Consider the following 23428-nt stretch of genomic DNA (forward strand, 5'->3'; position numbering starts at 1 on the left):
GCCGCGCCCACCCTCCGGGGTGCGGCGCGGCCGGGCCGGTGGCGGCCGGTCGCGGTCGCCGGCGGTGCGCCGGGCCGGTCAGGGGCGGCGTCGGGAACGGGTGAGCCGGGCCCAGAGCCGGCGCAGCGGTCCCGGCCGGCGCGGTCCCGGTCCGGAGATCAGCTCCCCGGCCAGCGTGGCCGTACCCGCGTCGAGGGTCGGGGTGGCCAGCGCCAGGTACGCCAGTGACACCGCGATCGGCACCGGCCGCTCCCGGGCCACCGCCGCCGCGTCGGCGAGCCGTTCGGCCACCACCCGGGCCACGTCGGCCCGGACGAGCGGGTCCACCCAGGCGGCGGTCACCAGGGCGAACAGGGCCGCCTCGGTGATCCAGTCCTCCACCCCCCAGACCAGGTCGACCAGCACCCGGCGGCGGGTGGACTCCGGCCACGGCTCGTCGGTGCGGTGGTGCAGCAGGCCCAGGCACGCCCAGACCTGCACGCAGCGCACCCACAGCGACGGGTCCTGGCTGGCCAGGACCCGGCCCATCCCGGTGGCGGGTGCCGTGGGCGGATGCACCAGCAGCCCGAGCAGGTCGGTCAGGCCCAGGGTGGCCAGGCCGACCGCCGCGTCGTACGCCGCCGGGGGGTGCGGCCAGGCCGGGTGGGCGAGCTGCCGGATCCGGTCCGCGGCCTCGGCCGAGGGCGCCGGCACCGTCGGGGCGGGGACAGTGCCTTCCCAGCGCCACAGCGGCCGGTCGCTGGCCCACCGGGGCTCGCGCGGATCCGGGTCGCCGACCGCGGCCACCTCGACCCGCAGCCCGGGCGCGGCCGTCGCCACGGTACGCATGGCGCTCGGCGTCTCCAGCGTCTCCAGCCGTACGGTCGCGCTGCGGCCGCGGTTCTCCTCGGTCAGGGCGTGGCGCAGCACGGCCACCGCCGCCCCGGCGGCCGGGGTGACCTGCCCGAGCCAGGGCCGGCTGCGGCAGCCCTCGGCGAGGTCGCCGTGTTCGTGCGAGTCGTCGGGGTGGTCGCGGACGAAGTCGGCGAGCGCCACCAGGTGCGCCACGTCGCCGTCGCGCTGGAAGCGCAGCCGGTGCGCGGTGTGCACGGCGCAGTCGAAGGTGGGATCCCGGGCCAGGGCCCGGTCGATCCAGTCCAGGGCCTCGTCGAGCCGGCCGTTGTCGGCCAGCGTGCCGGCGAGGTCGGCGTACACGGCGAGATCTGTCGGGTCGTGTTCGACGGCCCGGCCGAGCGCCGCGAGGGCGTCCCGGGTCCGGCCGGCGCTGCGGTAGGCGTACCCGAGCCAGACCTCGCCGAGCTTCGACGGCTGGACGCGTACCCCCCGGCTGGCCCAGTGGATCGCCAGCGTGACCTCGCCGAGGCGCCGGGCCAGCGCGGACGCCGCGCCGAGCAGCAGGCCGTGGTCGGGGTGGACGGTGACCGCGTTGCGGGCCAGCACGAGGTACGGCGACAGCGGCCCCCGGTCGGCGCGCGGCACCGGCTCGCCCACGGTGGCGCAGACCTGCATCAGCACCCGGGCGATGCGCTCGGGGTCGAGCCGTTCGGGCAGTTCGGGGGAGGTCACCCAGGGCACCCCGGCCCAGTCGGCGTGGGGGTCGTGCCCGGTGGCGGCGGCCAGCAGTTCCAGCCCGTCGTCGGGCCGCCCGGTCGCGGCGAGCAGGTGCGCGCGGGCCACCACGACGCCGACGAAGGCGCGCTGGTGCAGGGGGAACAGGTCGACGCCCCCGCCGCTGGCGGCGGCGAGCCGGGCCAGCGTCTCGTGCACCTCGGGCAGGGTGGGCGCCCGGGTCAGCGCGCCGGCGACGTGCCCGGCGGCGTGCGACAGGTCGCCCTCGTCCAGCGCGAGCCGGGCCAGGGTCAGCTCCTCCTCCGCCGACAGCGGGGGATCGTCCCTTCCCTCGGACACGTGGGCCTCCCGCTCGTAGGTGCCTCGCCCGCCGGCGGGTTCGTCCGCGCTGACGGCGCTCGCCGGAGGCGGGCGGGCCCCGCCCGCCGGTGCGGCGCCGGGCCGGGCAAGCGTAGGTGATGTTGCGGCGGCATGGTGATCCGCTGCGCAATACTGCTCGCTAGATTGCTGGTGATGGAAGAAGAGTGCAAGACTGAGCAGGAAATGCGCGGCTATCGCGCAGGGAAAGGGGTGTCCGTGACACTTGCAGGGGCCGGGATGGCCACCGACATCAGCGAGCAGCCGGCCGGCTACGAGCGGCTGCTCTCCGCCGAGCACACCGGGGCGATCGCCCGGGTGGCCGCCGCCGTCGCCCAGCGCCGCCCCCGGCACGTGGTCTTCACCGCCCGGGGCACCTCCGACCACGCCGCCCTCTACGCGGCGTACCTGACCGAGATCCGGCTCGGCCTGCCCGCCGGGCTCGCCTCGCCCAGCGCGGTCACCCTCTTCGGCGCCCGGCCCGACCTGTCCGACGCGCTCGTCGTCGGGGTCAGCCAGAGCGGCGGCTCACCCGACCTGGCCGAGGTGCTGCGCACCGCCCGCGCCTCCGGCGCGCTGACCCTCGCCCTCACCAACAACCCGGACTCCCCGCTGGCCGAGGTGGCCGAGCTGAGCGTCGACATCGCCGCCGGGCACGAGCGGGCGGTGGCCGCCACCAAGACGTACACCGCCGAGCTGCTCGCCCTGCTGCTGCTCGTGGAGGGCATCCGGGCCGGCGACGGCGTGCTGCCCGCCGAGGAGCGGTCGGCGCTGGCCGCCCTGCCCGAGCTGGCCGCCCGCACGCTGGACGACACCACCCCGGCCCAGCTCGCCCCGCGCTACCGGTTCGCCGCCCAGCTCGTCACCACCGGCCGGGGGTACGCGTACCCGACCGCCCGGGAGGCGGCGCTGAAGCTGATGGAGACGTCGTACCTGCCGGCGCTCGCCTTCTCCGGCGCGGACCTGCTGCACGGCCCGCTCGCCATGACCGACCCGGACGTCCCGGTGCTGGCCGTGGTCGGCTCCGGCCCCGGCGGCCGGTCGATGGGGGAGGTGCTGCCCCGGCTCGGCGAGCGCCGCGCCGATGTGGTGGTGGTCGGCTCCGCCGAGGTGGAGGGGGCCACCCGGATGGCGGTTCCCGAGGTCGACGAGCGGTACGCCCCGCTGCTGGACATCCTGCCGTTGCAGCGGCTGGCGCTGGCGCTGGCGCTGGCCCGGGGCGAGAACCCGGACGCCCCGCGCGGCCTGAAGAAGGTCACCGCGACGATGTGAGATCCGGCGTGGCAGGCTGGTCAGCGTGTCCACGCTGCGCGACCTCGCCGAGGAGCACACCCAGCTCCGCCCCGCCGACATCGACCACCTGCACCGGATCGCCGGAGACTGGCAGCTGCTGTCCGACCTGTCCTTCGCCGACCTGCTGCTCTGGGTGCCGGTGGATGCCGAGGGCAGCTTCCTCTGCGTGGCCCAGGTCCGCCCGACGACCGCCCCCACCGCGTACCAGGACGACCAGGTGGGGCGGATCGTCGGCGGGCCGGAGGTGTCCCACCTGGACATCGCGTACGGGCAGGGCCGGATCTGGCGGGAGGGCGACCCGGTCTGGTACGGCGACGTGCCGGCCCGGCACGAGGCGATCCCGGTCCGGCTGCGCACCGCCGACGGGGAGTCCGGCGAGGTGATCGCGGTGGTCGGCCGGGACACCAACCTCTCCACCGCCCGCACGCCCAGCCAGCTCGAACTGAACTACCTCACCACCGCCGACGACCTGGCCCAGATGATCGCCGACGGCACGTTCCCGCCGCCCCGGCATGCGGGGGAGACCACCTCCGCGCCCCGGGTCGGCGACGGCCTGGTCCGGCTGGACGCGGGCGGCAAGGTCACCTACGCCAGCCCGAACGCCCAGTCCGCGTACCGGCGCCTCGGCTACGCCTCGCACCTGGGCGGGGAGGACCTGGCCGAGCTGCACCGCCGGCTGGCCGGCGACCCGCTGGAGGGCACCGACGCCGGAAACGCCATCCTGGCCGCGCTGCGCGGCGAGGCGCCGCCCCGGCGGGAGATCGACGCCCGGGGCGCGACCATGCTCACCCGGGCACTGCCGCTGATGCCCGCCGGGGTGCCGATCGGCGCGCTGGTCCTGGTCCGCGACATCACCGAGGTACGCCGCCGCGACCGCGCCCTGATCACCAAGGACGCCACCATCCGGGAGATCCACCACCGGGTGAAGAACAACCTGCAGACCGTCGCCGCGCTGCTGCGACTCCAGGCCCGCCGGGTCGCGATGCCGGAGGCCCGGGTCGCCCTGGAGGAGTCGGTACGCCGGGTCGCCTCCATCGCCCTGGTGCACGAGACGCTCTCCATGTCCAGCGACGAGGCGGTCGAGTTCGACGGCATCGTCGACCGGGTGGCCAGCGCGGCGACCGAGGTCGCGGCGACCGAGCAGACCGTCGGGATGCGCCGCCGGGGCAGCTTCGGGGTGCTGCCCGCCGAGATCGCCACCTCGCTGGTGATGGTCCTCAACGAGCTGCTGCTCAACGCGGTCGAGCACGGCTTCCCGTCGACCACGGAGGCACCCTCGGCCGGTCCCGCCCCGCTGGCCGGGACCCCGTCGGCGCCCGGGAGCGCTCGACCCGAGGCGGACCGCGTCCTGCCGGCCGTCACGGGGCCCGGCCCCGTGGCCGCGCCGCTGGTGGTCGTCTCGGCGCACCGGTTCCGCAAGCAACTGCACGTCACCGTCGCGGACAACGGGCGCGGTCTGCCGGCCGAGTTCGACGCCGAGCGCGGCGGCCGGCTCGGCCTTCAGATCGTCCGGGCGCTGGTGACCGGGGAGCTGCGCGGCACCATCGAGCTGCGCAACGGCGCCGAGGGAGGCACCGAGGCGGTTCTGGTGGTACCCCTGGCCCGCGCCTGACCGGTCGGCTCGCCGGGCACGGGGCAACCGTGAACGGACCCGGGAGGCCCCCGACGCGGTGGACCGGGTCTTCCCCGGTCACCGGGCGAGCAGCGCCACGGTCAGGCCCGGGCGCGGGTGGACCCGCTCGACGGTGAAGTCGTCGCGCAGCGCGTCCCCGGCTGCGCCGGACACGGCGTCGACCGGGTCGGCCCACCGGCCGGCGACCACCAGCCAGACCCGGTCGACCCCGGCCAGGCACTCGGCCGGGCGCGGGCACTCGTCGGCCCAGTAGTCCCCGCGTGCGTCCCGGTCCCGGACGGCCAGGGCGTCCCGGGGCTGCCGGTCGCCGAGGTGGTAGCGGACGCCAAGATCGAGGAAGAGCCAGCCGTTCCGGGGGGAGAAGACGATCACGTCCCCGGGACGGCGTCCCTCGTCGACGACCCGGGCCGCGCCCCGGTAGTCGACAAGCGCGCCGCGCGGCCACTCGTGGCTGCGCCGCAGCGCGGCCTGGTCGGGCAGGCCGAGCAGGCCGGCGAGGAGCACCACGCCCAGCGCCACCGGCAGCGTCACCCCGCCCCTTTCCGGCGTCCGCGCCGCCGGGTCCGACTTCGCCGTGGGGTCGGTTGCGGCCAGCGCCGCGCCGGCCAGGACGCAGGCGAACGGGACGGTGAAGAACAGGTAGCGCGGCACCCAGAGCGGCCCGGCCAGCCCGGCCAGGAACACCAGCAGCACCGGTAGCACCACGCACGCGGCCGGGAGCAGGGCGCGCCGCCCCAACCGGGCGGCCCCGAGCGCGGCGAGCCCCAGCAGCAGCCCGCCCACCTCGCCGCTCTGGGCCACCGCGCCCGGCAGGGCGGCCAGGTCGGCCGGTCGGGCGCGGTCGACCCAGTCGAGCTGCCGGCCACGCTGGCCGACGGCCAGCAGCACCAGAGGGGTCAGCGCGGTCAGCGCGGCCAGCACCGCGACCAGCCAGCCCCACGGCGGCCGGCGTCGACGGGTGCGCGCGGGGGCTGGCCGTGGCGCCCCGACCGGGTGCGGGGCGGCGGCCCGGTGGGCGTACGGCGCGGTCGCGGCGTGGGCGGCGAGCAGGGTGAGGGCGACCAGGTGGGCCAGGCCGAGCCCGGCGACGGCGGCGGCGTACCCGGCCCAGCGACGCCACCCCGGCCGGTCCAGGGCCCGGGTCAGCAGCAGCGTCGCCAGCACGGCGAAGAGGGCGACGAACGCGTACGGGCGGGCCTCCTGGGCGTACCGGGACGTGCCGGGCAGTACCGCGAACAGCAGCCCGCCCAGCAGCCCCGCCCGCCGGCCGAACAGCCGGCACCCGAGGGCGGCGGTCAGCCCGGCTGTCCCGGCCGCGGCCAGCACCGACGGCAGCCGCAGCGCCGTGGGGGAGTCGCCGAACGCCGCCACCCAGCCGTGCATGAGCAGGTAGTACGGCCAGCTCGCCGCGTCGATGACGCCGGCCATCCGGGCCAGGGCGCGCAGCGGGCGGGTGGCCGCGCTCCAGGTGGCCAACTCGTCCCGCCACGGCTGGGCGGAGCCCACCCCCGCGCCGGTGACCGCCAGGGTCACCAGCGCCGGCCACCCCCAGACCGCACCGAACCACTCCGGCGAATGCCGCCTTCCGGGCAATTCGTCCACGCCGTCGAGCCTTCCACACGTCGGCCGCCCCGGGGACGCGTCAGCGGTCGCTCCCGGGCCGCACCGGGAGCCGGGCCCGGCTCGACCCGCCCGCTGGGAGGGAGCACGCCCGAACCCGGAAAGAGTTGCCTCGGCGCGCGGGGAGGGGACAATTTCCCTGATCGAGGGCGATCTTGGTTTCCGCTCGCATCGGCGGCCCGTGATGTGGGATCACCCACGCTGTCATTGGTAGGGCCCCCGAGCATGTGCGAGCATGGCTGCATGCTTGCCGCTGTCATCCGTCGCTTCGTGGCCCGTCGCCACGTCGACTACGGCCGCGTGCGCAGCGCCATCTGTCCGGCCTACTGACGACGCCCGACCACTCGTCTCGGGCGCGCGTTCCCGCGCCGGCCGTCCGACATCGCTGTCCATGGCCCCGTCCCACGGGCCGGCCGCGCACCCGCGCACCGAGGCACAGCAGACAACGGAGGACGCCGCGATGGCGGTCAGCAGCACCCCCGCCCGGCCCGACGCTCCCGTGACACCAGCCGCCCGGGCCCCCCGCCGTCCGCGTGGGGAGGGGCAGTGGGCGCTCGGCCACCGCGAGCCGCTCAACCCCAACGAGCGGATCAAGAAGGACGACGACCCGCTGAACGTCCGGGCCCGGATCGAGAACATCTACGCCCACCGGGGCTTCGCCTCGATCGACCCCCTGGACCTGCGCGGCCGGTTCCGCTGGTGGGGGCTCTACACCCAGCGCAAGGCGGGCATCGACGGCGGGCGCACCGCCGTGCTGGAGCCGCACGAGCTGGAGGACGAGTTCTTCATGCTCCGGGTCCGGATCGACGGCGGGCAGCTCAACCTGGCCCAGCTGCGGGTCATCGCCGACATCTCCCGGGAGTTCGCCCGGGACACCGCCGACATCACCGACCGGCAGAACATCCAGTTCCACTGGATCCGGGTCGAGGACATGCCGGAGATCTGGCGCCGGCTGGAGGCTGTCGGCCTGCAAACCACCGAGGCGTGTGGCGACTGCCCGCGGATCGTGCTCGGCAGCCCGGTCGCCGGGGTGGCCGAGGCCGAGCTGCTCGACCCGACCCCGGCGATCGACGAGATCGTCCGGCGGTACGTCGGCGACAAGCAGTACTCCAACCTGCCGCGCAAGTTCAAGACGTCGATCTCCTGGCTGGTGGACACCCCGTACGAGACGAACGACCTCGCCTTGCTCGGCGTCGACCACCCCGAGTACGGCCCTGGCTTCGACGTCTGGGTCGGTGGCGGCCTGTCCACCAACCCGATGCTGGCCAAGCGGCTCGGCGTCTGGGTGCCGCTGGCCGAGATCCCGGACGTCTGGGCCGGCGTGGTGGGCATCTTCCGCGACTACGGCTACCGCCGGCTGCGCAACCGGGCCCGGCTGAAGTTCCTGGTCGCCGACTGGGGCGTGGAGCGCTTCCGCGAGGTGCTGGAGAAGGAGTACCTGGGTCGTACCCTGCTCGACGGTCCCGCCCCCGAGCTGCCCGAGCGGCCGGTCGACCACATCGGGGTGCAACGGCAGCGCGACGGCCGCTACTACGTCGGGGCCGCCCCGGTGGTCGGCCGGGTCTCCGGTCCTCAGCTCGCCCGGCTGGCCGACGTGGTCGAGGCGCACGGCAGCGACCGGGTGCGGCTCACGCCGTACCAGAAACTGCTGGTGCTGGACGTGGCGGCGGAACGGACCGACTCGCTGGTGGCGCAGCTGCGCGGGATCGGCCTGGCGGCCCGGCCGTCGGCCTGGCGGCGCGGCACCATGGCGTGCACCGGGATCGAGTACTGCAAGCTCGCCATCGTCGAGACCAAGGCGCGCGGCGAGGAGCTGGTGGCCCGGCTGGAGGAGCGGCTGCGCGACTTCGACGCGGACATCTCCATCCACATCAACGGCTGCCCGAACGCCTGCGCCCGCACCCAGGTCGCCGACATCGGGCTCAAGGGACAGCTCGTGGTCGGCCCGGACGGCCGCCAGGTGGAGGGCTTCCAGGTGCACCTGGGCGGTGGCCTGGGCATGGCTCAGGGGCAGACCGCCGGCTTCGGCCGCAAGCTGCGTGGCCTGAAGACCACCGCCGACGAGCTTCCCGAGTACGTGGAGCGACTGGCCCGCCGCTACCTGGCCGGCCGGACCCTGGGCGAGACGTTCGCCAACTGGGTGATCAGGGCTGACGAGGAGGAACTGCGATGAGCGAGACCCGATCGGCGCCTCTGCACTGCCCGTACTGCGGCGAGGAGAACCTGCGGCCGAGCGAGGCCGGCCACGGCGCCTGGGAGTGCCACGCCTGCGCCCGGGTCTTCACGGTGAAGTTCACCGGGCTGCTCAGCCGGGCGGTGACCCGGTGAGCCTCGTGTCGGCGGCGGGCCTCGGGCTGGTCGGGCTCGGCGGCGCGGCACCCGCCGACCCGGCCCGGCGTGGCCCGGAGGAACTGCGCGCCCTGGCCGGGCGGGCCGGGCGTGAGCTGGAGGGCGCGCCGGCGCTGGAGATCGCCCGCTGGGCGGCCGAGACGTTCGGCGCACGGCTCTGCGTCACCAGCTCGATGGCCGACGCCGTCCTGGCCCACCTGGTCTCCCGCGTCGCCCCCGGGGTCGACGTGGTCTTCCTCGACACCGGCCTGCACTTCCCGGAGACGCTGCGGATCCGCGACGAGGTGGCCCGACGGCTGCCCGTCAACGTCCGCTCGATCCGTCCGCGGCTCACCGTGGGCCAGCAGGACGGCGAATACGGTCCCCGGCTGTTCAACCGGTCCCCGGACGACTGCTGCCAGCTCCGCAAGGTCGAGCCGCTGGAGCGTGCGCTGACCGGGTACGACGCCTGGGCCGCCGGGCTGCGCCGCGACGAGTCGCCGACCCGGGCCAACACGCCGGTGGTGACCTTCGACGCCCGGCGCGGCAAGGTGAAGGTCAACCCGATCGCCGCTTGGACCCAGGCGGACGTGGACGCCTATGTCGCCCGACACGACATCCCGGTCAACGAGTTGTCCAAGCGGGGCTACGGCTCGATCGGATGCTGGCCCTGCACCCGTCGGACCACGGCGGGGGAGGACCCCCGGGCGGGCCGGTGGGCGATGTTCGAGAAGACCGAGTGCGGGCTGCACGGCTGACCGTCGCCGGGATCGCGGGACTGTCGCCCGCGCCCCCGACCCTGGCTGTCCCGGCCCTGGCCCCGCTGGCCCCGGCCCCGGTCGTCCTGGTCGCGCACGGCAGCCGGGATCCCCGGGCGGCAGAGGCGACCCGGGCACTGGCCCGGGCGGTCGCCGCCGCCCGTCCCGGCGTGGCCGTGTCGACAAGCTGGCTGGACCACACCGAACCGGGGCCGGCGGCCGTGCTGCGGTCGCTGGCGGCTGCCGGTCATCCCCGGGCGGTGCTGGTGCCGCTGCTGCTCACCGCCGCCTACCACCGGCGGGTCGACATCCCGGCGGCGGTCGCGGCGGCCCGGGACTCGGGCCCGCCGATCGACGTACGCGTCTCCGACGTGCTGGGCCCCGCCGACGGCGTGGTCGACGCCGCGCTGCTGGCCGGGCTGCGGCGCCGGCTGGCCGAGGCGGAGCCAGGGCGGTTCGACGCGCTGGTGCTGGCGGCGGCGGGCACCCGGGATGCCCGGGCGCGCGGGTCGGTGGGGCGGGTCGCGGCGGCGCTCGGCGCCGAACTCGGGGTGCCCTGTCGGGTGTCGTACGCCTCGGCGGCCCCGCCGCTCACGGACGCGGCGGTGGCCCGGCTGCGCGCGGCGGGAGCCCGCCGGGTGGCCGTGTCGGCGTACTTCCTGGCCGCCGGCCTCTTCCACGACGCAGTGCTGGCGGGGGCCCGGTCGGCCGGTGCCGTGGCGGTGTCCGGGCCGCTCGCCGACGCCCCGGAGTTGGCCGCGCTGGTGCTGCGCCGGGTGGACGCCGCGCCCCGGTGGCCGGCTCGACCCCACCGCTGACGCGGCCCGTCGGCTCCCGGCCCTCACCGACGCGGCCCGTCGGCTCCCGGCCCACCGCTGACGCGGCCCGGACGGTAGAACGCCCCGGCAGGGGTTGCCCTGCCGGGGCGTGGAGCCTTTGGTTCGGTGCGGTCAGGCGGAGTGAGCGCGCAGCACCCGGAGCCCACCGCGCCGCTTGACGGCGCGCCGCTCCTCCTCGCTCATTCCGCCCCAGACACCAGCGTCCTGACCGGACTCGAGCGCCCACTGGAGGCACTGGTCGGTCACGGAGCAGCGCTGGCAGACGGCCTTGGCCTGCTCGACCTGCAGGAGAGCCGGACCGGACGTCCCGATCGGGAAGAACAGCTCCGGGTCCTCATCGCGGCAGACAGCATGGTGACGCCAGTCCATGGCGGCAACACTCCTCATTCTGGATGGGTGGCAGATTTGCTTTGGTGCTTTTCCAATATGCGTCCGCACGCCGAATGGTTACGGTTCGCGTCCATCAATTCGGCGCTGCGTGAGCAGGCTCTTGTTGCCCTTGGGACCTGCTGGAACAGCTCAACACGGCGAGCGTATCCAGGCAATGTTCCGGTAGCTCAAGTTCGCTTGTGAATACTTTCACGAACTTACGCGATGTCAAGGGTGACGCTCGGAAAAACTCCGAGCGGTGAGCAAGCTCACGACCCTTTTGTCCGGGTTCTAGAGTGATCCAGTTACCCGGCGTACCACAGTCGAGGATCAATATAGTACAGTCCGCGTGACATTGCTGACATTTCCGGCACCTCGCCCTCGGTGTGCGGCCACCGTGTCGGCACGGTGTGGGGGACCGCCTGACCCAGGGCTGTACCCGAGACCTAACAGATTACTCTCAGTGCGGCCGGAACGGATGCAAATCTAACTTTCTCTCGCTCGCCGAGGTAGTCCCCGTCCAGCTGGAAGCCCTGCGGTCGGCTCGTGAACAGGGTGAACTCGTTCACGTCGTGCAGCCGCAGCACCTGGCGGCCCCGAGGATCCGGAGTCCGGGAGAGCGCCTGGGTCACCGTGCGTGCGGTGCTCGCCACGCGGAGCTGACGCATCGCCAGCACGTCCAGCCCGAGATCGAAGGACGCCTCCGGGTTCGGGTTGATCTCCCGCTCGCCCAGGTACGTCCACGGCGCGGTGTTCTGGATGATGACGGTGGCCAGCTCGCCCTCGGGGGCCTCCCCGGGCCGCTCCAGCGTGATCGCGGGATGGCGCCGGTCGGAGCGGAGGAAGTACTGGTTCACCGTCGACCGCAGGTAGAGCGCCGGGGTGGAGACCCGGCCCCGCCGGCGGGCCTGCTCCACCCGGTGGATGACCGCCGCGTCGATGCCGAAGCCGGCGCAGAAGGTGAAGTAGCGGTCGTCGGCCCGCCCCAGCCCGACCGTCCGGGACCGGCCCAGCCGCAGCCCTTCGAGGATCATGCTGGTGCCCTCGGGCCACTCCCGGGGCAGGCCCAGCGCCCGGGCGAACACGTTCGTCGACCCGCCGGGGACGGTGGCCAGCGCCGGCAGGCGCTCGGCGGGCGTTTCCCCGGTGCGGATGGTCGGCGGGTCGGCCGTCATCAGGCCGTTCACCACCTCGTTGACCGTGCCGTCACCACCGAGCGTGACCACCAGGTCGACGCCCTCCTCGGCCGCCTCCCGGGCGAGGTCGGTGGCATGGCCCCGCCGGCGGGTGTACCGCACCGACAGGTCGACTTCGCTGCGCAACGCCCGGACCAGGACGTCCCGGCTGCGCTCGCTGGTGGTGGTGGCCTTCGGATTGACGACCAGGACGGCCCGCATGGGCGGCACTGTACCGCGATCCCCCACGGGTATCGTGTCGCGCGTGACCATCGACTCGGACCGGAATCCGACCCCGCTGCAATGGGCGGTCCGGCTGCTCCGGGCGGAGGCGGTCGCGCTGGCCCTGGTGGCCGCCTGGCTGGTCTGGGCCGATCTCACCGCCGAGACCACCGACCTGCCGTCGGCGCTGCTGGTGACCGCGTTCGCCCTCGGCGGCACGGCGGCGCTGTGGGTGCTCGGCGGCGCACTGAGCCGGCGCCGCGCCGGGGCCCGTGCCCCGGCGATCGTCCTGGAGCTCATGCTGCTGCCGGTCGGTTGGTACATGATTCAGGGCGGCCTGGGGTGGCTGGGCCTGCCGCTGATGGCGCTCGGCCTCGGGGTGTCCGCCCTGCTGGTCAGCCCGCCCACCACGCGGGCCCTCGGCTTCTAGCCGGCCCGCGGCGGGTCGCGGGAGTCAGTAGCGGGACGCGCGCCGGGTGAGCAGGGAGATGGTGGCCCGGCCGTTCGCCGCGTTCGCCGCCGCGGCCGTGGTCAGCGCGGTCAGCACCTTCCAGGCGAAGGACGACTCGGAGGGCAGTGTCGCGCCGCGCACCGTCGGCACGGTCACCTCGACGGTGAGCGCGTCGTCGGTCACCGCGAACCGGCACTCCAGCTCGGCGTCCCGGGTGGCGATCGCGAGCAGCATGGCGCACGCCTCGTCCACGGCGATCCGCAGGTCCTCGATCTCGTCGAGGGCGAACTGGAGACGGGCGGCGAGGCCGGCCGTGGCGGTACGGAGCACGCCGAGGTAGCCGCCGTCGGCGGGCACGGTCAGGTGCACCACATCGTCGTCGGTCGCTGGCTGGCCGGTCAGTTGAGTCACGCCTCATCCCCCCGGCGGGGACTCTACCCCGTCAGGCCGACGGGCGCTTGGGCGCGCCGCCGGTGGTGTCCGGGGCCCTGCCGCCCGCCTGCGCCGCGAGCGCGTGCGGGGCTCGACCAGTCGAGCCGCCGGTAGCCCCGCTCCACAGCGCCGGTGTCGGGCCGAGAGGGCCGCGTCGAGCTGCTCGGCGTTCAGGTGGCGCTGGTCGGGCGCCGCTCGTACTCGGTCAGCTCGTGCGCCATCGCGACGACGGCCGGCACGTCCTCGGGACGTGCCGGCCGTACTGTCGGGGTGGGGCCGGCGGTCACGCCTGCTTGGTCTCCCAGAAGATCTTCGAGATCTCATCGATCTTCGTCAGCAGCTCGTCGGCCTTGGCCGGGTCCACGCTGCCCTTGGCGCCGCTGGCGCCGGCCAGCTTGGTTGCCTCGTTGAACAGGGTGTGCAGGTTCGGGTACTTCTCGAAGTGGGCCGGCTTGAAGTAGTCCGTCCACAGCACCCACAGGTGGTGCTTGACCAGCTCGGCGCGCTGCTCCTTGATGATCAGCGCCCGGGTGCGGAACTCGGCGTCGGTGTTCGCCTGGTACTTCTCGGCGATCGCCTTGACCGACTCGGCTTCGATCCGGGCCTGGGCCGGGTCGTAGATGCCGCACGGCAGGTCGCAGTGGGCGCTGGCGGTGACGCTCGGCGTGAAGATGCGCAGAAGTCGCATCGGGATCCTCCATGTGAAGTTTGCGATGATCCAAGACGACATTACTCCTGGACATGCTCCCCGGCGGGGCGGAGGTGAAACCCGGGTGCGCCCCGACGAACCTCGGGCCGTGGACCGGCTGCGCGGGCCGCTCGCCGCCGTGCTGGTGGTCGGTCCGTCGATGGTCCCCACCCTGCGTCACGGCGATGCGGTGCTGGTCCGCCGGGGCGGCCGCCCGGTCCGCGCCGGCGACGTCGTGGTCGCCGTCTTCCGCAGTCGCCCGGAGCTGCTGGTGGTCAAGCGCGCGGTCCGTCCGCAGGACGGCGGCTGGTGGGTACGCGGCGACAACGACCTGATCACTGATGACTCCCGGGCGTACGGCGTGGCCGATGTGCAGGGCCGGGTGGTGGCCCGGTACTGGCCCCGGCCGGGCCGGCTGCGCCGCCCCTGAGCTACTCCCGAGTATGACCCTACTCACATCAGGGGTGCACCGCCGACACTATGCTCGGCGGGTGCCCGGGTGACCCCCCGCACCGCGTACCGCCGCTTGTCGCCTCACCTCGCGCCTGAGCCGGACGCTCCATCTGTTCGACAGATCCTGGAGTCACCATGTCTTCGTCCATCGTGGATCCCGCCGATCCCGTCTTCCGACTGCACGCCGGCGGCAAGATGGCCGTCGCCTCCACCGTCCCGCTGACCAGCCGGGAGGATCTCTCCCTCGCGTACACCCCCGGGGTGGCCCGGGTGTGCGAGGCGATCGCCGCCGACCCGGCCCTGGTTGACGACTACACCTGGGTGGGGCACACCGTCGCGGTCGTCACCGACGGGTCGGCCGTGCTCGGTCTGGGCAACATCGGCCCGCGTGCGGCGCTGCCGGTGATGGAGGGCAAGGCGGTGCTGTTCAAGCAGTTCGGCGGCGTGGACGCGGTGCCTATCTGCCTGGACACCCAGGACGTGGACGAGATCGTCGCGGTGGTGAAGGCCCTCGCCCCCTCGTTCGGCGGGATCAACCTGGAGGACATCAGCGCGCCGCGGTGCTTCGAGGTGGAGCGCCGGCTCGACGAGGCGCTGCCCATCCCGGTCTTCCACGACGACCAGCACGGCACCGCGATCGTCGTGCTCGCCGCGCTGCGCAACGCCGCCGCCCTGCTCAACCGCAAGCTCGGCGACCTGCGGGTGACGGTCAGCGGCGCGGGCGCGGCCGGGGTGGCGGTGACCCGGATGCTGATCGCCGGGGGAGTGGACCCGGCGCGGGTGGTGGTCTGCGACTCGAAGGGGATCATCGGCCGGCACCGGACCGAGCTCACCGGCACCAAGGCCGCCCTCGCGGCCGACACCAACGCCGCGGGCCGCCGGGGCGACGTCACCGAGGCCCTGCGCGGCGCGGACGTGCTGATCGGCGTCTCCGGCGGGCAGATCCCGGAGGAGGCGGTGGCCGGGATGGCCCCCGGCGGCATCGTCTTCGCGCTGGCCAACCCCACCCCCGAGGTGCACCCCGAGGTGGCCGCCCGGCACGTCGCGGTGGTCGCGACCGGCCGCAGCGACTACCCCAACCAGATCAACAACGTGCTGGCCTTCCCCGGGGTCTTCCGGGGCGCGCTGGACGCCCGGGCCACTCGGATCACCGAGGGGATGAAGGTGGCCGCCGCCGACGCGATCGCCGGCGTGGTCGCCGAGGCACTGACCGCCGACGCGATCGTGCCGTCCCCGTTGGACCCGCGGGTCGCCCCCGCGGTGGCCGAGGCCGTCGCCGAGGCCGCCCGCCGCGACGGCGTCGCCCGCGCCTGAGACGGGACGACGGGCCCCTTCGCTGCCATCCGGTCTGAGAAGGGGCCCTTCTTGACATGCCCGCTCCTTGCTACGGTGCGGATCATGCGTGCCGCCTTCGCGTCGAGCTTCGACGCCGACAACCCGCTCTCCGCGCTGACCGTCGGCGAGCGTCCCGAGCCGATCCACCCCGAGGACGACTGGGTCACCGTGCAGCTGCGGGCCAGCTCGCTCAACCACCACGACCTGTGGTCGCTGCGCGGCGTGGGGCTCGGCGCGGACCGGCTGCCGATGATCCTCGGCTGCGACGCCGTCGGCACCGACCCGGACGGCAACGAGGTCGTGGTCTACCCGCTGATCGCCGACCCGGGCGACCCGCGCGGCATGTCCATCCTCTCCGAGCACTTTCAAGGAACCCTCGCCGAGCGGGTGGCCGTACCCCGGATGAACCTGCTGCCCCTGCCGGGCGGCGTGTCCGCGACGGACGCCGCCTGCCTGCCCACCGCGTGGCTCACCGCCTGGCGGATGCTGACCACCAAGGGCCGGGTGGAGGACGCCGAGTCGGTGCTGGTCCAGGGCGCGGGCGGCGGCGTCGCCACGGCGGCCGTCGCGCTCGCCGTCGCGCTCGGCAAGCGGGTGTACGCGACCAGCCGCCACCCCGGCAAGCGGGAGCGGATCACCGAGCTGGGGGCGACCGCGCTGGAGCCCGGCGCCCGGCTCCCGGAGCGGGTCGACGTGGTGGTCGAGACGGTCGGGGCGGCCACCTTCGACCACTCCCTGAAGTCGGCCGCGCCGATGGCCCGGATCGTGGTCTCCGGGGCGACCGCCGGGCACGAGCCGAAGGTCAACCTGCGCCGGGTCTTCGCCATGCAACTGGAGATCCTCGGCACCTCGATGGGCACTCCGGGCGAGCTGGCCGAGCTACTGGCGTTCTGCGCCGAGCACGACGTGCGCCCGGTGGTGGACAGCGTGGTGCCGTTCAGCCGCGTCGAGGAGGCCTTCGCCCGACTGCACTCGGGCGACGCCTTCGGCAAGATCGTCATCGACCACTCGGCCTGATCGACCACGCGGCGGGAGGGGGCTCACAGCCGGTCGTCGAGGGTGGCGAGGCCACCCCGGACGGCCTCGGCCGGCAGCCGGCCCTTGGCCGCCGCGTCGCCGTACAGGGTCCAGCGGAGGAACTCGACGGTGGTGTCCGAGACCACCCGCAGGGCCGCCCCGTCGGTGAGCAGGGCGCGGCCGTGGTCGCCCTTCGGCAGGCTCAGCATCGCCTTGGGCCAGGGCACCCTGTCGTACGCCGCCCGGCCCGACGCGTAGCCGACCACCTCGTCGGCCTCGCCGTGCACGAAGAGCTGCGGCGCGGCGGCCCCGGCGAACGCCGTGCCCACGCCCAGGGCGGTGCCGGCGAAGACCACCCCGGCGTCCAGCCGGTCGTCCCGCCCGGCGGTGAACAGGCCGATCGTGGTCACCCCGCCGGCCGAGTGCCCCGCCGCGGCCACCCGGTCGGTGGCGAGCCGGCCGCGCAGCGGGTCGCCCGCCTTCGCGTCCAGGGCGAGCACCCGGGTCAGCGCGTACGACACGTCGGCGGGCTGGTTGAGCACGTCCAGCACGTTGCCGTCGCCGCCCCGAGCGGTGTGCGGGAAGGTCGGCGCGGCCACCACGAGACCGGCCTTCGCCCACCGGGCGAGCAGGGTGGCGTAGTCGTCCGGCCGGCCGTTCAGGCCGTGGCTGAACATCACCACGGGGAACCGGCCGGCGGCGGCGGGCGTGGACCGCTCGGGCGTCCCGCCGGCCGCGCCCCGGGCCGGGTACCAGATGGTCACCGGCAGCGGCCGGTCGCCGCCGCGGTTGAGCTTGAGCTGGCGTACGCCGACCGCGAAGGACCCGCCCGGCGCGGTGCCGGCGGGCACGCCCGGCGCCGGGGTGGTGGCCTTCGGCGGCTCCACCGGATCAACGCCGCGCCCGGCCGGCCCGGCGTTGCCCGAGCAGCCGCTCAGGACTGCGGCGAGCAGGGCGGCGGCCAGCAGAGCGGCCGTGCGGCGACGGGGCATGAACCCGATTGTGCCTCGCCGGGTGAGGCGACCGGCCGGCATCGCCCGCAGACGAGCGGCCGATCACCCGGGGTGCGGGGGCGGGGCCGCCGGTCCGGTCGCCCCCACCGGACGCGTGGCGGCTGCGCGCAGGCGGGCGATGTCGGCGACGTCCTTCGGGCGACGGGGCCGCTGCGGCATCCAGATCGGGTACATCTCCTTGAACTCGATCTGGGCGGCCACGGAGATGATCGGCGCGGTCAGGTCGCCGATCCGGCCGGGCGGCCCGTCGAGCATGCCTTCCGGCAGCGGCGTCCCCGCCCAGGGCCCGCCGCCCACGACCACCCGCCCCGACGTGTCCCGAGCCAGGTACGCGAAGCTCAGCTCGACGTCGTCCCGCAGCAGGTCGAGCTGCGTGTCGACGGGCACCCGGGGATCCACCCGCCAGCCCCGGCCGAGCAGCGCGGCGGACAGCCGGTCGACGTCGTCCCGCCAGCAGTACCAGTCGACGTCGAGGTGCGGCCGGGTCACCTCGCCGAGGTGGAAGTCCATCGCCCACCCACCCCGCAGCCACACCCCCGTCCCACCCTCCAGAGCCACCTCCAGCACCTCGCCGATCGCCCCCACCTGCCGCCCCTCCACGCCCACCCCTCCCATCACCCACCCGCTTGGGTGGGGAGGCGGGAGAGCCAGGTGGTGTGGGGGGAGCGGGCGATGGTGGGGAGGCGGTGGAGGGCGGTGGCGTCGCCGTAGAGGGTCCAGCGGAGGAAGTCCGTGGTGACGGCGAGAACCTGGGGGAATCCGGGGTGGCCGGGGGTCAGGTATGCGCCGTGGCCCTGGCCGGTGACGGTGAGGAACGCGGCCGGGCCGGGCGTCCGGGCGTACGCGGCCCGGCCGACGGTCACCGGCACCACCGGATCGGCGCCGCCGTGCACGAACAGCACCGGCGCGGAGGGACCGGCGAACGCGCCGGCCAGACCGCCCCCGGCGATCACGACGCCCGCCCGCAGCCGGGAAGAGTGCCCGGAGGTGAGCATCCCGGCGGTGGTGAACCCGCCCGCCGAGTGCCCGGCCGCCGCGAAGCGGGCGACGTCCAGGTGGCCGGCGAGCGGGTCGCCCCGGCGGGCGTCGAGGCGGACCAGGTGCCGGATCAGCCGCCAGCCGTCGGCCGGCTGGTTGCGCACGTCCGCCCGGGTGAACCGGGCCGCACCGCGCCGGGTGCGCGGGTACGCCGGAGCGGCCACCACGAACCCGGCGGCGGCCCACCGGGTGGTCAGCGGGGCGTGCAGTTCGGGGAGGCTGTGCAGCCCGTGGCTGAACACGACGACCGGGAACCGGCCCCGGGCGACCCCGCCGGGGCCAGCCGGATACCAGACGGTCACCGGCAGCGGGCGCGCACCGGCCGGGTCGAGCGTGAACGTCCGCACCCCGACCGGGTACGCCCCGGCGGGCGCGGACCGGGCGGGCGGTTCCCCGCCGCTGGCGGCGGCGGTGGCCGGGCCACAGCCGGCCAGCAGCGCCGTCATCAGCACGGCGACCAGCCGTCGAACCCCCACGCCACTACGTTAGGCGGCCCGGGGGCGGCGCGGCCCCGCCGTCCGGACCGGTCGGCGAAGCCACCCGGCGGGGGCGGTTCCCCCCATCGGGCGGTCCTGCGGCGTTTCGCCCGCGTGGGGGCGGTTCGGCCGGACGGCCCTGGCTATGGTCTGACCCATGTCTGACAAGTACCTGGACCCGAGCGGCAACACAGAGCAGTTCCGGGCGTTCGCCCACGCGCCGGAGGCCGGTGCCCCGACCACCCCGGCGGCGTCCCAGGTGCCCCTGGTCGGCGGTGCCGCGGTCGTCGCGGTGGTGCTGGTGGTCCTGGTCGCCTGGCTTGCCCTGGCCTGACCGGCCCAATGAGCCGGCCGTGAACGAGCCGGCCGCGAACGAGCCGGCCCAGCGGAGGCTCGGTTGTGGCCTGGCCGGGTCGGGTCAGTGGGTCGTCCCGACCACCGCGCGGGTCTCCCGGGCGATCTCGCGCTCCTCGTCGGTGCCGATCACGCAGACGGCGACCTCCGTGCCGTCCGGGGAGATCACCCGGTCGCCGCTGCCCGCATTGCGCCCCGGGTCGACGGCGATGCCGAGCCGTTCCAGGCCGGCCAGCGCGGCGGTCCGCACCGCGGCGGCGTGCTCGCCCACCCCGGCGGTGAAGGTGACCGCGTCCACCCGCCCGAGCAGGGCGTAGTACGCCCCGACGTACCCGGTGATCCGGCGGCGGTAGACGTCGAAGGCGAGTGCGGCGGCCGGATCACCGGCGTCGCGGCGGGCCAGCACCTCGCGCATGTCGTTCACCCCGGTCAGGCCGAGCAGGCCGCTGCGGTGGTTGAGCAGGTCGTCGATCTCGTCCACCCCCATCCCGGCCTCGCGGCGCAGGTGGAAGATGATCGTCGGGTCGAGGTCGCCGCTGCGGGTGCCCATCACCAGGCCCTCCAGTGGGGACATCCCCATCGAGGTGGCCACGCTGCGCCCGCCCTGCACGGCGCAGGCGCTCGCCCCGTTGCCCAGGTGCAGGGTGATCGTGTTCAGCTCCTCGTACGGCCGGCCCAGCAGTTCGGCGGTGCGCCGGGAGACGTACGCGTGCGAGGTGCCGTGGAAGCCGTACCGGCGGATGTCGTACCGCTGGGCGGTGTCCCGGTCGATCGCGTAGGTCGCGGCGGCCTCGGGCAGGGTGTGGTGGAACGCGGTGTCGAAGACGGCGGCCTGCGGCACGCCGGGCAGCGCCTCGAGGGCCACCCGAATGCCGGCCAGGTTCGCCGGGTTGTGCAGCGGGGCGAGCGGCACGAGTTCCTCGATCGCCGCGAACACCGCGTCGTCGATCAGCACCGGCTCGGCGAAGCGCCGCCCGCCGTGCACGACCCGGTGCCCGACCGCGACCAGCCCGGCCAGGTCCAGCCGGCCCAGGATCTCCCGGACCGCCGTCTCGTGGTCGGCCGGGCCGCCCCCCGGCTCGCCGACCCGCTCCACCGTCCCGGAGCCGCTGACCTCGTCGCCGTCGTACAGCCGGTACTTCACGGACGACGAGCCGCAGTTGAGGACGAGCACCCGACTCATGACGACTCCCCGGCGGCGGCCTGGATGGCGGTGATCGCGACGGTGTTGACGATGTCCGGGACGGTGGCGCCCCGGGACAGGTCGTTGACCGGCCGGCGCAGGCCCTGCATCACCGGGCCGACGGCCACCGCCCCGGCCGAGCGCTGCACCGCCTTGTACGTGTTGTTGCCCGTGTTCAGGTCCGGGAAGATGAACACGGTGGCCCGCCCGGCGACCGTGCTGTCGGGCAGCTTGGTGGCCGCGACCTTCGGGTCGATCGCCGCGTCGTACTGGACCGGGCCCTCCACCAGCAGCTCCGGGCGGCGCTCGCGGACCAGCCGGGTGGCCGCCGCGACCTTCTCCACGTCCGCCCCCGCCCCGGAGTCCCCGGTCGAGTACGACAGCATCGCCACCCGCGGCTCGATGCCGAACCGGGCGGCGGTGTCGGCCGAGGAGATGGCGATGTCGGCGAGTTGCGCGGCGTCCGGGTCGGGGTTCACCGCGCAGTCGCCGTACACCAGCACCCGGTCGGCGAGCAGCATGAAGAAGACGCTGGAGGCCACCGAGAGCCCGGGCACCGTGCGGATGATCTCGAAGGCGGGGCGGATGGTCGCGGCGGTGGTGTGGGTGGCCCCGGAGACCATCCCGTCGGCGTGCCCGGTGTGCACCATCATCGTGCCGAAGTAGTTCGGCTGGGCGACCACGTCGTGCGCCAGCTCGGCGGTCATGCCCCGGTGGGCGCGCAGCTTCGCGTACGCCTCGGCGAACTCGTCGCGCCACTCGCTGGTCGCCGGGTCGACCACGGTCGCCCCGGCGATGTCGATGCCGAGCTCCCGGGTGCGCCGGGCGACGTCGTCGGTGCGGCCGAGCAGCGTCAGGTCGACCACGCCCCGGCGCAGCAGGATCTCCGCCGCGCGCAGGATCCGCTCCTCCGTGCCCTCCGGCAGCACCAGGTGCCGGCGGGTGGCCCGGGCCCGGTCGATCAGGTCGTACTCGAACATCAGCGGGGTGACCCGCTCGGAGCGGCTGACCCGCAGCCGGCGGGCCAGGTCGTCGGTGTCGACGTTGGCCTCGAACGCGCCGAGCGCGGCCTCCACCTTGCGCGGGTTCGCCACGCTGGGCCGCCCCTCGATCCGGCTGGACGCGGCCACCGTGTCGTAGCTGTCACTGGGCACCGACAGCACCGCCAGGCCGGTGTTCAGCCCCTCGACCAGGCGCATCGCCCTGGGGTCGGGCCGCTCACCGAGGGTGAGCACCAGCCCGGCCACGGAGACCTGGCCGGCCACGTGCGCGGCGCTCGCCGCCACCAGCAGGTCCGCCCGGTCGCCCGGGGTGATCACCAGTGCGCCCTCGGTCAGGTGGTCGAGCAGCGTCGGCACGTGTGCCGCGCCGACCACGTAGTCCAACACGTCGCGGCCGAGCGCGGCGTCGTCGCCGGCCAGCAGGGTGGCGCCGAGCGCCGCCGCCACCTCGGCCACCGTCGGCGCCGACACGGTCGGCACCTCCGGGATGACGTACGCGGGGACGGGCAGCTCGGGCAGCGTCATCACCCCCGGCACCCGGTTGGCGATCACCGCCAGCACCGTCGCGCCCAGGTCCTCCAGGTCGTGGTACGCCCCGCGCGCGGCCGCCGCGATCGCCTCCGGCTCCTGCCCGAAGCCGTCGATCACCGGCACCACCACGCTGCCGAACTCGGTGGCCAGCCGGGCGTTGAAGGCCAGCTCGCGGGGGCCCGCGCCGTCCCCGCCGTCGGCGAAGTCGCTGCCCACCACCACCATCGCCGGGCAGCGCCGTTCGACGTCCCGGTACCGCTCGACGAGCCGGGAGATCAGCTCCTCGCGCCGGCCGTCGGCGACCAGCTCGGTGGCCTCCGCGTAGGTGGCGCCGTGCAGGTCGGCCATCGGCAGGTCGATCCGGTAGCGGTCGGTGAGCAGGGCGAGGATCGGGTCGGGGCCCCGCCCGGCGACCAGGGGCCGGAACGCCCCGATCCGCTCGACCTGTCGGGAAAGGAGCTCGGCGAGGCCGAGCGCGATGGTCGACTTCCCCCCGCCGGAACCCACACTGGTCAGATACACGCTCCGGGCCACGCCCTCACGCTACAAGATCGCCGGCCGCAGCGCCGCCGTCCCCTCCGCGACCTGGGGGATCCTCGTCTCACTCAGGCCGCTGACCAGGGACTTCAGGTCTCTGCGCTCCTAGACTCGCCACTCGTGACCGACCCTCGGACCATCGTCTCGCCCTCGCCCCCGCCCGAGCAGTCGGCCGTCGTGCGGCCCGTGACCGACGGTCCGACGGCCCCACTCTCCGTGACGGACGGTCCGACGGTCGTGGTGCCGACCGTCACCGACGGTCCGACGGCCCTTTTGGCCGCGGTTCCCGACCTGCCGCCGGTCTTCGTCGACCCGAGCGGGCGGCGCGGGACCCGGCTGCGGCGGATCGCGTACGTCGCCGGGCTGGCCGGGCTGGCGTACACCGCGCTGGTCGGGGTGAGCTTCGCCGGGGGGCCGGTGCGCCCGGAGAACGTGCTGCCCTTCGTCGAGTCGACGCAGCGCCCCTGGAAGGCGCCCGCGCCGCCGGCCGCCCCGGCCCCCGCCCCGACGACCGCGAAGCCCACCACGCCGGCCCCCGGCCCGACCCGTGCCACGGCGACCCGGAGCGCGCCCGCCGCCACGCCCTCGTCCCGGCCGTCGTCCCCGGCGGCCGGCAGCCCGCGTCCCAGCCAGAGCGCCGCGTCGCCCCCGGCCACCACGGCGCCTCCGACGACCGTGCCGCCCAGCACCGAGCCACCCACGGCCGTCCCGCCCCCGGTGGTCGACCCACCGGCCCTTCCGGAACAGGACGAGTAG

General features: G+C 75.0%; 23 protein-coding genes. 12 read left to right on the plus strand and 11 right to left on the minus strand.

What is annotated here, in order from left to right; all coding sequences use genetic code 11:
- Positions 1 to 78: 78 nt before the first annotated feature.
- Complete coding sequence (locus ACFYZF_RS03605; RefSeq protein WP_387015511.1) at positions 79 to 1908, minus strand: tetratricopeptide repeat protein; 1830 nt, start codon at positions 1906 to 1908, stop codon at positions 79 to 81.
- 258 nt (positions 1909 to 2166) lie between these two features.
- On the opposite strand from ACFYZF_RS03605, the gene ACFYZF_RS03610 reads away from it, so the two are divergent.
- Together ACFYZF_RS03610 and ACFYZF_RS03615 are read left to right on the plus strand one after the other, a co-directional pair.
- Positions 2167 to 3198, plus strand: coding sequence for an SIS domain-containing protein (locus tag ACFYZF_RS03610; RefSeq protein WP_387016049.1), 1032 nt, complete (start codon positions 2167 to 2169; stop codon positions 3196 to 3198).
- Between the two features lie 25 nt (positions 3199 to 3223).
- The gene (locus tag ACFYZF_RS03615; protein WP_387015514.1) at positions 3224 to 4831 is read left to right on the plus strand and encodes a histidine kinase N-terminal domain-containing protein; all 1608 of its coding nucleotides are present in this window, start codon (positions 3224 to 3226) and stop codon (positions 4829 to 4831) included.
- A 78-nt stretch (positions 4832 to 4909) separates the two neighbouring features.
- Here the strand turns inward: ACFYZF_RS03615 and ACFYZF_RS03620 are convergent, their stop codons facing one another.
- Complete coding sequence (locus tag ACFYZF_RS03620; protein ID WP_387015517.1) at positions 4910 to 6454, minus strand: glycosyltransferase family 39 protein; 1545 nt, start codon at positions 6452 to 6454, stop codon at positions 4910 to 4912.
- Between the two features lie 478 nt (positions 6455 to 6932).
- On the opposite strand from ACFYZF_RS03620, the gene ACFYZF_RS03625 reads away from it, so the two are divergent.
- The 4 genes from ACFYZF_RS03625 to ACFYZF_RS03640 are packed head-to-tail and all read left to right on the plus strand — an operon-like array spanning position 6933 to position 10376.
- The gene (locus tag ACFYZF_RS03625) at positions 6933 to 8645 is read left to right on the plus strand and encodes a nitrite/sulfite reductase (RefSeq protein WP_387015520.1); all 1713 of its coding nucleotides are present in this window, start codon (positions 6933 to 6935) and stop codon (positions 8643 to 8645) included.
- On the plus strand, positions 8642 to 8800 hold the full coding sequence (locus tag ACFYZF_RS03630; protein WP_387015522.1) for a hypothetical protein: 159 nt from the start codon (positions 8642 to 8644) through the stop codon (positions 8798 to 8800). Before ACFYZF_RS03625 ends, ACFYZF_RS03630 begins: the two co-directional genes overlap by 4 nt.
- Positions 8797 to 9558, plus strand: coding sequence for a phosphoadenylyl-sulfate reductase (locus ACFYZF_RS03635; RefSeq protein WP_387015524.1), 762 nt, complete (start codon positions 8797 to 8799; stop codon positions 9556 to 9558). Before ACFYZF_RS03630 ends, ACFYZF_RS03635 begins: the two co-directional genes overlap by 4 nt.
- 41 nt (positions 9559 to 9599) lie before the next feature.
- A complete protein-coding gene (locus tag ACFYZF_RS03640; RefSeq protein WP_387016051.1) occupies positions 9600 to 10376 on the plus strand; it encodes a sirohydrochlorin chelatase in 777 nt (258 codons plus the stop codon).
- Positions 10377 to 10508: 132 nt separating this feature from the next.
- On the opposite strand, the gene ACFYZF_RS03645 is transcribed toward ACFYZF_RS03640, so the two are convergent.
- Both ACFYZF_RS03645 and ACFYZF_RS03650 read right to left on the minus strand, forming a co-directional pair.
- Positions 10509 to 10766 carry a WhiB family transcriptional regulator gene (locus tag ACFYZF_RS03645; RefSeq protein ID WP_161685375.1) on the minus strand — a complete coding sequence of 86 codons (258 nt, stop codon included), beginning with the start codon at positions 10764 to 10766 and terminating at the stop codon, positions 10509 to 10511.
- 446 nt (positions 10767 to 11212) lie between these two features.
- Positions 11213 to 12163 carry a diacylglycerol/lipid kinase family protein gene (locus ACFYZF_RS03650; RefSeq protein WP_387015527.1) on the minus strand — a complete coding sequence of 317 codons (951 nt, stop codon included), beginning with the start codon at positions 12161 to 12163 and terminating at the stop codon, positions 11213 to 11215.
- A 43-nt stretch (positions 12164 to 12206) separates the two neighbouring features.
- Between ACFYZF_RS03650 and ACFYZF_RS03655 the strand changes: the two genes are divergently transcribed.
- Complete coding sequence (locus tag ACFYZF_RS03655; protein WP_387015529.1) at positions 12207 to 12593, plus strand: hypothetical protein; 387 nt, start codon at positions 12207 to 12209, stop codon at positions 12591 to 12593.
- Positions 12594 to 12617: 24 nt separating this feature from the next.
- Here ACFYZF_RS03655 and ACFYZF_RS03660 read toward each other — a convergent pair whose 3' ends face one another.
- Together ACFYZF_RS03660 and sodN are read right to left on the minus strand one after the other, a co-directional pair.
- Positions 12618 to 13025 (minus strand): ATP-binding protein, encoded by a 408-nt coding sequence (locus ACFYZF_RS03660; protein ID WP_387015532.1) that lies wholly within the window; start codon positions 13023 to 13025, stop codon positions 12618 to 12620.
- A gap of 304 nt (positions 13026 to 13329) precedes the next feature.
- Entirely contained in the window at positions 13330 to 13734 is a 405-nt protein-coding gene (gene sodN / locus ACFYZF_RS03665) for a superoxide dismutase, Ni (RefSeq protein WP_387015535.1), read from the minus strand.
- A gap of 25 nt (positions 13735 to 13759) precedes the next feature.
- Here sodN and ACFYZF_RS03670 point away from each other — a divergent pair, with 25 nt between their 5' ends.
- The 3 genes from ACFYZF_RS03670 to ACFYZF_RS03680 all read left to right on the plus strand — a co-directional run bounded on the left by ACFYZF_RS03670 (position 13760) and on the right by ACFYZF_RS03680 (position 16539).
- Positions 13760 to 14164, plus strand: coding sequence for a S24/S26 family peptidase (locus ACFYZF_RS03670; RefSeq protein WP_387015537.1), 405 nt, complete (start codon positions 13760 to 13762; stop codon positions 14162 to 14164).
- A 158-nt stretch (positions 14165 to 14322) separates the two neighbouring features.
- On the plus strand, positions 14323 to 15501 hold the full coding sequence (locus tag ACFYZF_RS03675) for an NADP-dependent malic enzyme (protein ID WP_387015540.1): 1179 nt from the start codon (positions 14323 to 14325) through the stop codon (positions 15499 to 15501).
- A 75-nt stretch (positions 15502 to 15576) separates the two neighbouring features.
- Positions 15577 to 16539 (plus strand): zinc-binding dehydrogenase, encoded by a 963-nt coding sequence (locus ACFYZF_RS03680; RefSeq protein ID WP_387016052.1) that lies wholly within the window; start codon positions 15577 to 15579, stop codon positions 16537 to 16539.
- Positions 16540 to 16562: 23 nt separating this feature from the next.
- Here the strand turns inward: ACFYZF_RS03680 and ACFYZF_RS03685 are convergent, their stop codons facing one another.
- From ACFYZF_RS03685 to ACFYZF_RS03695, 3 genes are all read right to left on the minus strand, one after another.
- Positions 16563 to 17531 carry an alpha/beta hydrolase family protein gene (locus ACFYZF_RS03685; RefSeq protein WP_387015543.1) on the minus strand — a complete coding sequence of 323 codons (969 nt, stop codon included), beginning with the start codon at positions 17529 to 17531 and terminating at the stop codon, positions 16563 to 16565.
- A gap of 63 nt (positions 17532 to 17594) precedes the next feature.
- Positions 17595 to 18152, minus strand: coding sequence for a nucleotidyltransferase domain-containing protein (locus tag ACFYZF_RS03690; RefSeq protein WP_387015546.1), 558 nt, complete (start codon positions 18150 to 18152; stop codon positions 17595 to 17597).
- Between the two features lie 14 nt (positions 18153 to 18166).
- Positions 18167 to 19066, minus strand: a complete 900-nt coding sequence (locus ACFYZF_RS03695) for an alpha/beta hydrolase family protein (RefSeq protein ID WP_387015549.1) — start codon at positions 19064 to 19066, stop codon at positions 18167 to 18169.
- A 157-nt stretch (positions 19067 to 19223) separates the two neighbouring features.
- Here ACFYZF_RS03695 and ACFYZF_RS03700 point away from each other — a divergent pair, with 157 nt between their 5' ends.
- Complete coding sequence (locus ACFYZF_RS03700) at positions 19224 to 19400, plus strand: hypothetical protein (protein ID WP_387015552.1); 177 nt, start codon at positions 19224 to 19226, stop codon at positions 19398 to 19400.
- Between the two features lie 84 nt (positions 19401 to 19484).
- Here ACFYZF_RS03700 and ACFYZF_RS03705 read toward each other — a convergent pair whose 3' ends face one another.
- Both ACFYZF_RS03705 and pta read right to left on the minus strand, forming a co-directional pair.
- Positions 19485 to 20603 carry an acetate/propionate family kinase gene (locus ACFYZF_RS03705; RefSeq protein WP_387015555.1) on the minus strand — a complete coding sequence of 373 codons (1119 nt, stop codon included), beginning with the start codon at positions 20601 to 20603 and terminating at the stop codon, positions 19485 to 19487.
- The gene (gene pta, locus ACFYZF_RS03710) at positions 20600 to 22669 is read right to left on the minus strand and encodes a phosphate acetyltransferase (protein WP_387015558.1); all 2070 of its coding nucleotides are present in this window, start codon (positions 22667 to 22669) and stop codon (positions 20600 to 20602) included. The genes ACFYZF_RS03705 and pta overlap by 4 nt, the downstream gene beginning before the upstream one ends.
- 123 nt (positions 22670 to 22792) lie before the next feature.
- On the opposite strand from pta, the gene ACFYZF_RS03715 reads away from it, so the two are divergent.
- The gene (locus tag ACFYZF_RS03715) at positions 22793 to 23428 is read left to right on the plus strand and encodes a hypothetical protein (protein ID WP_387015561.1); all 636 of its coding nucleotides are present in this window, start codon (positions 22793 to 22795) and stop codon (positions 23426 to 23428) included.

The sequence above is a fragment of the Micromonospora sp. NPDC001898 genome, assembly GCF_042891255.1.
Lineage (GTDB): Bacteria > Actinomycetota > Actinomycetes > Mycobacteriales > Micromonosporaceae > Micromonospora.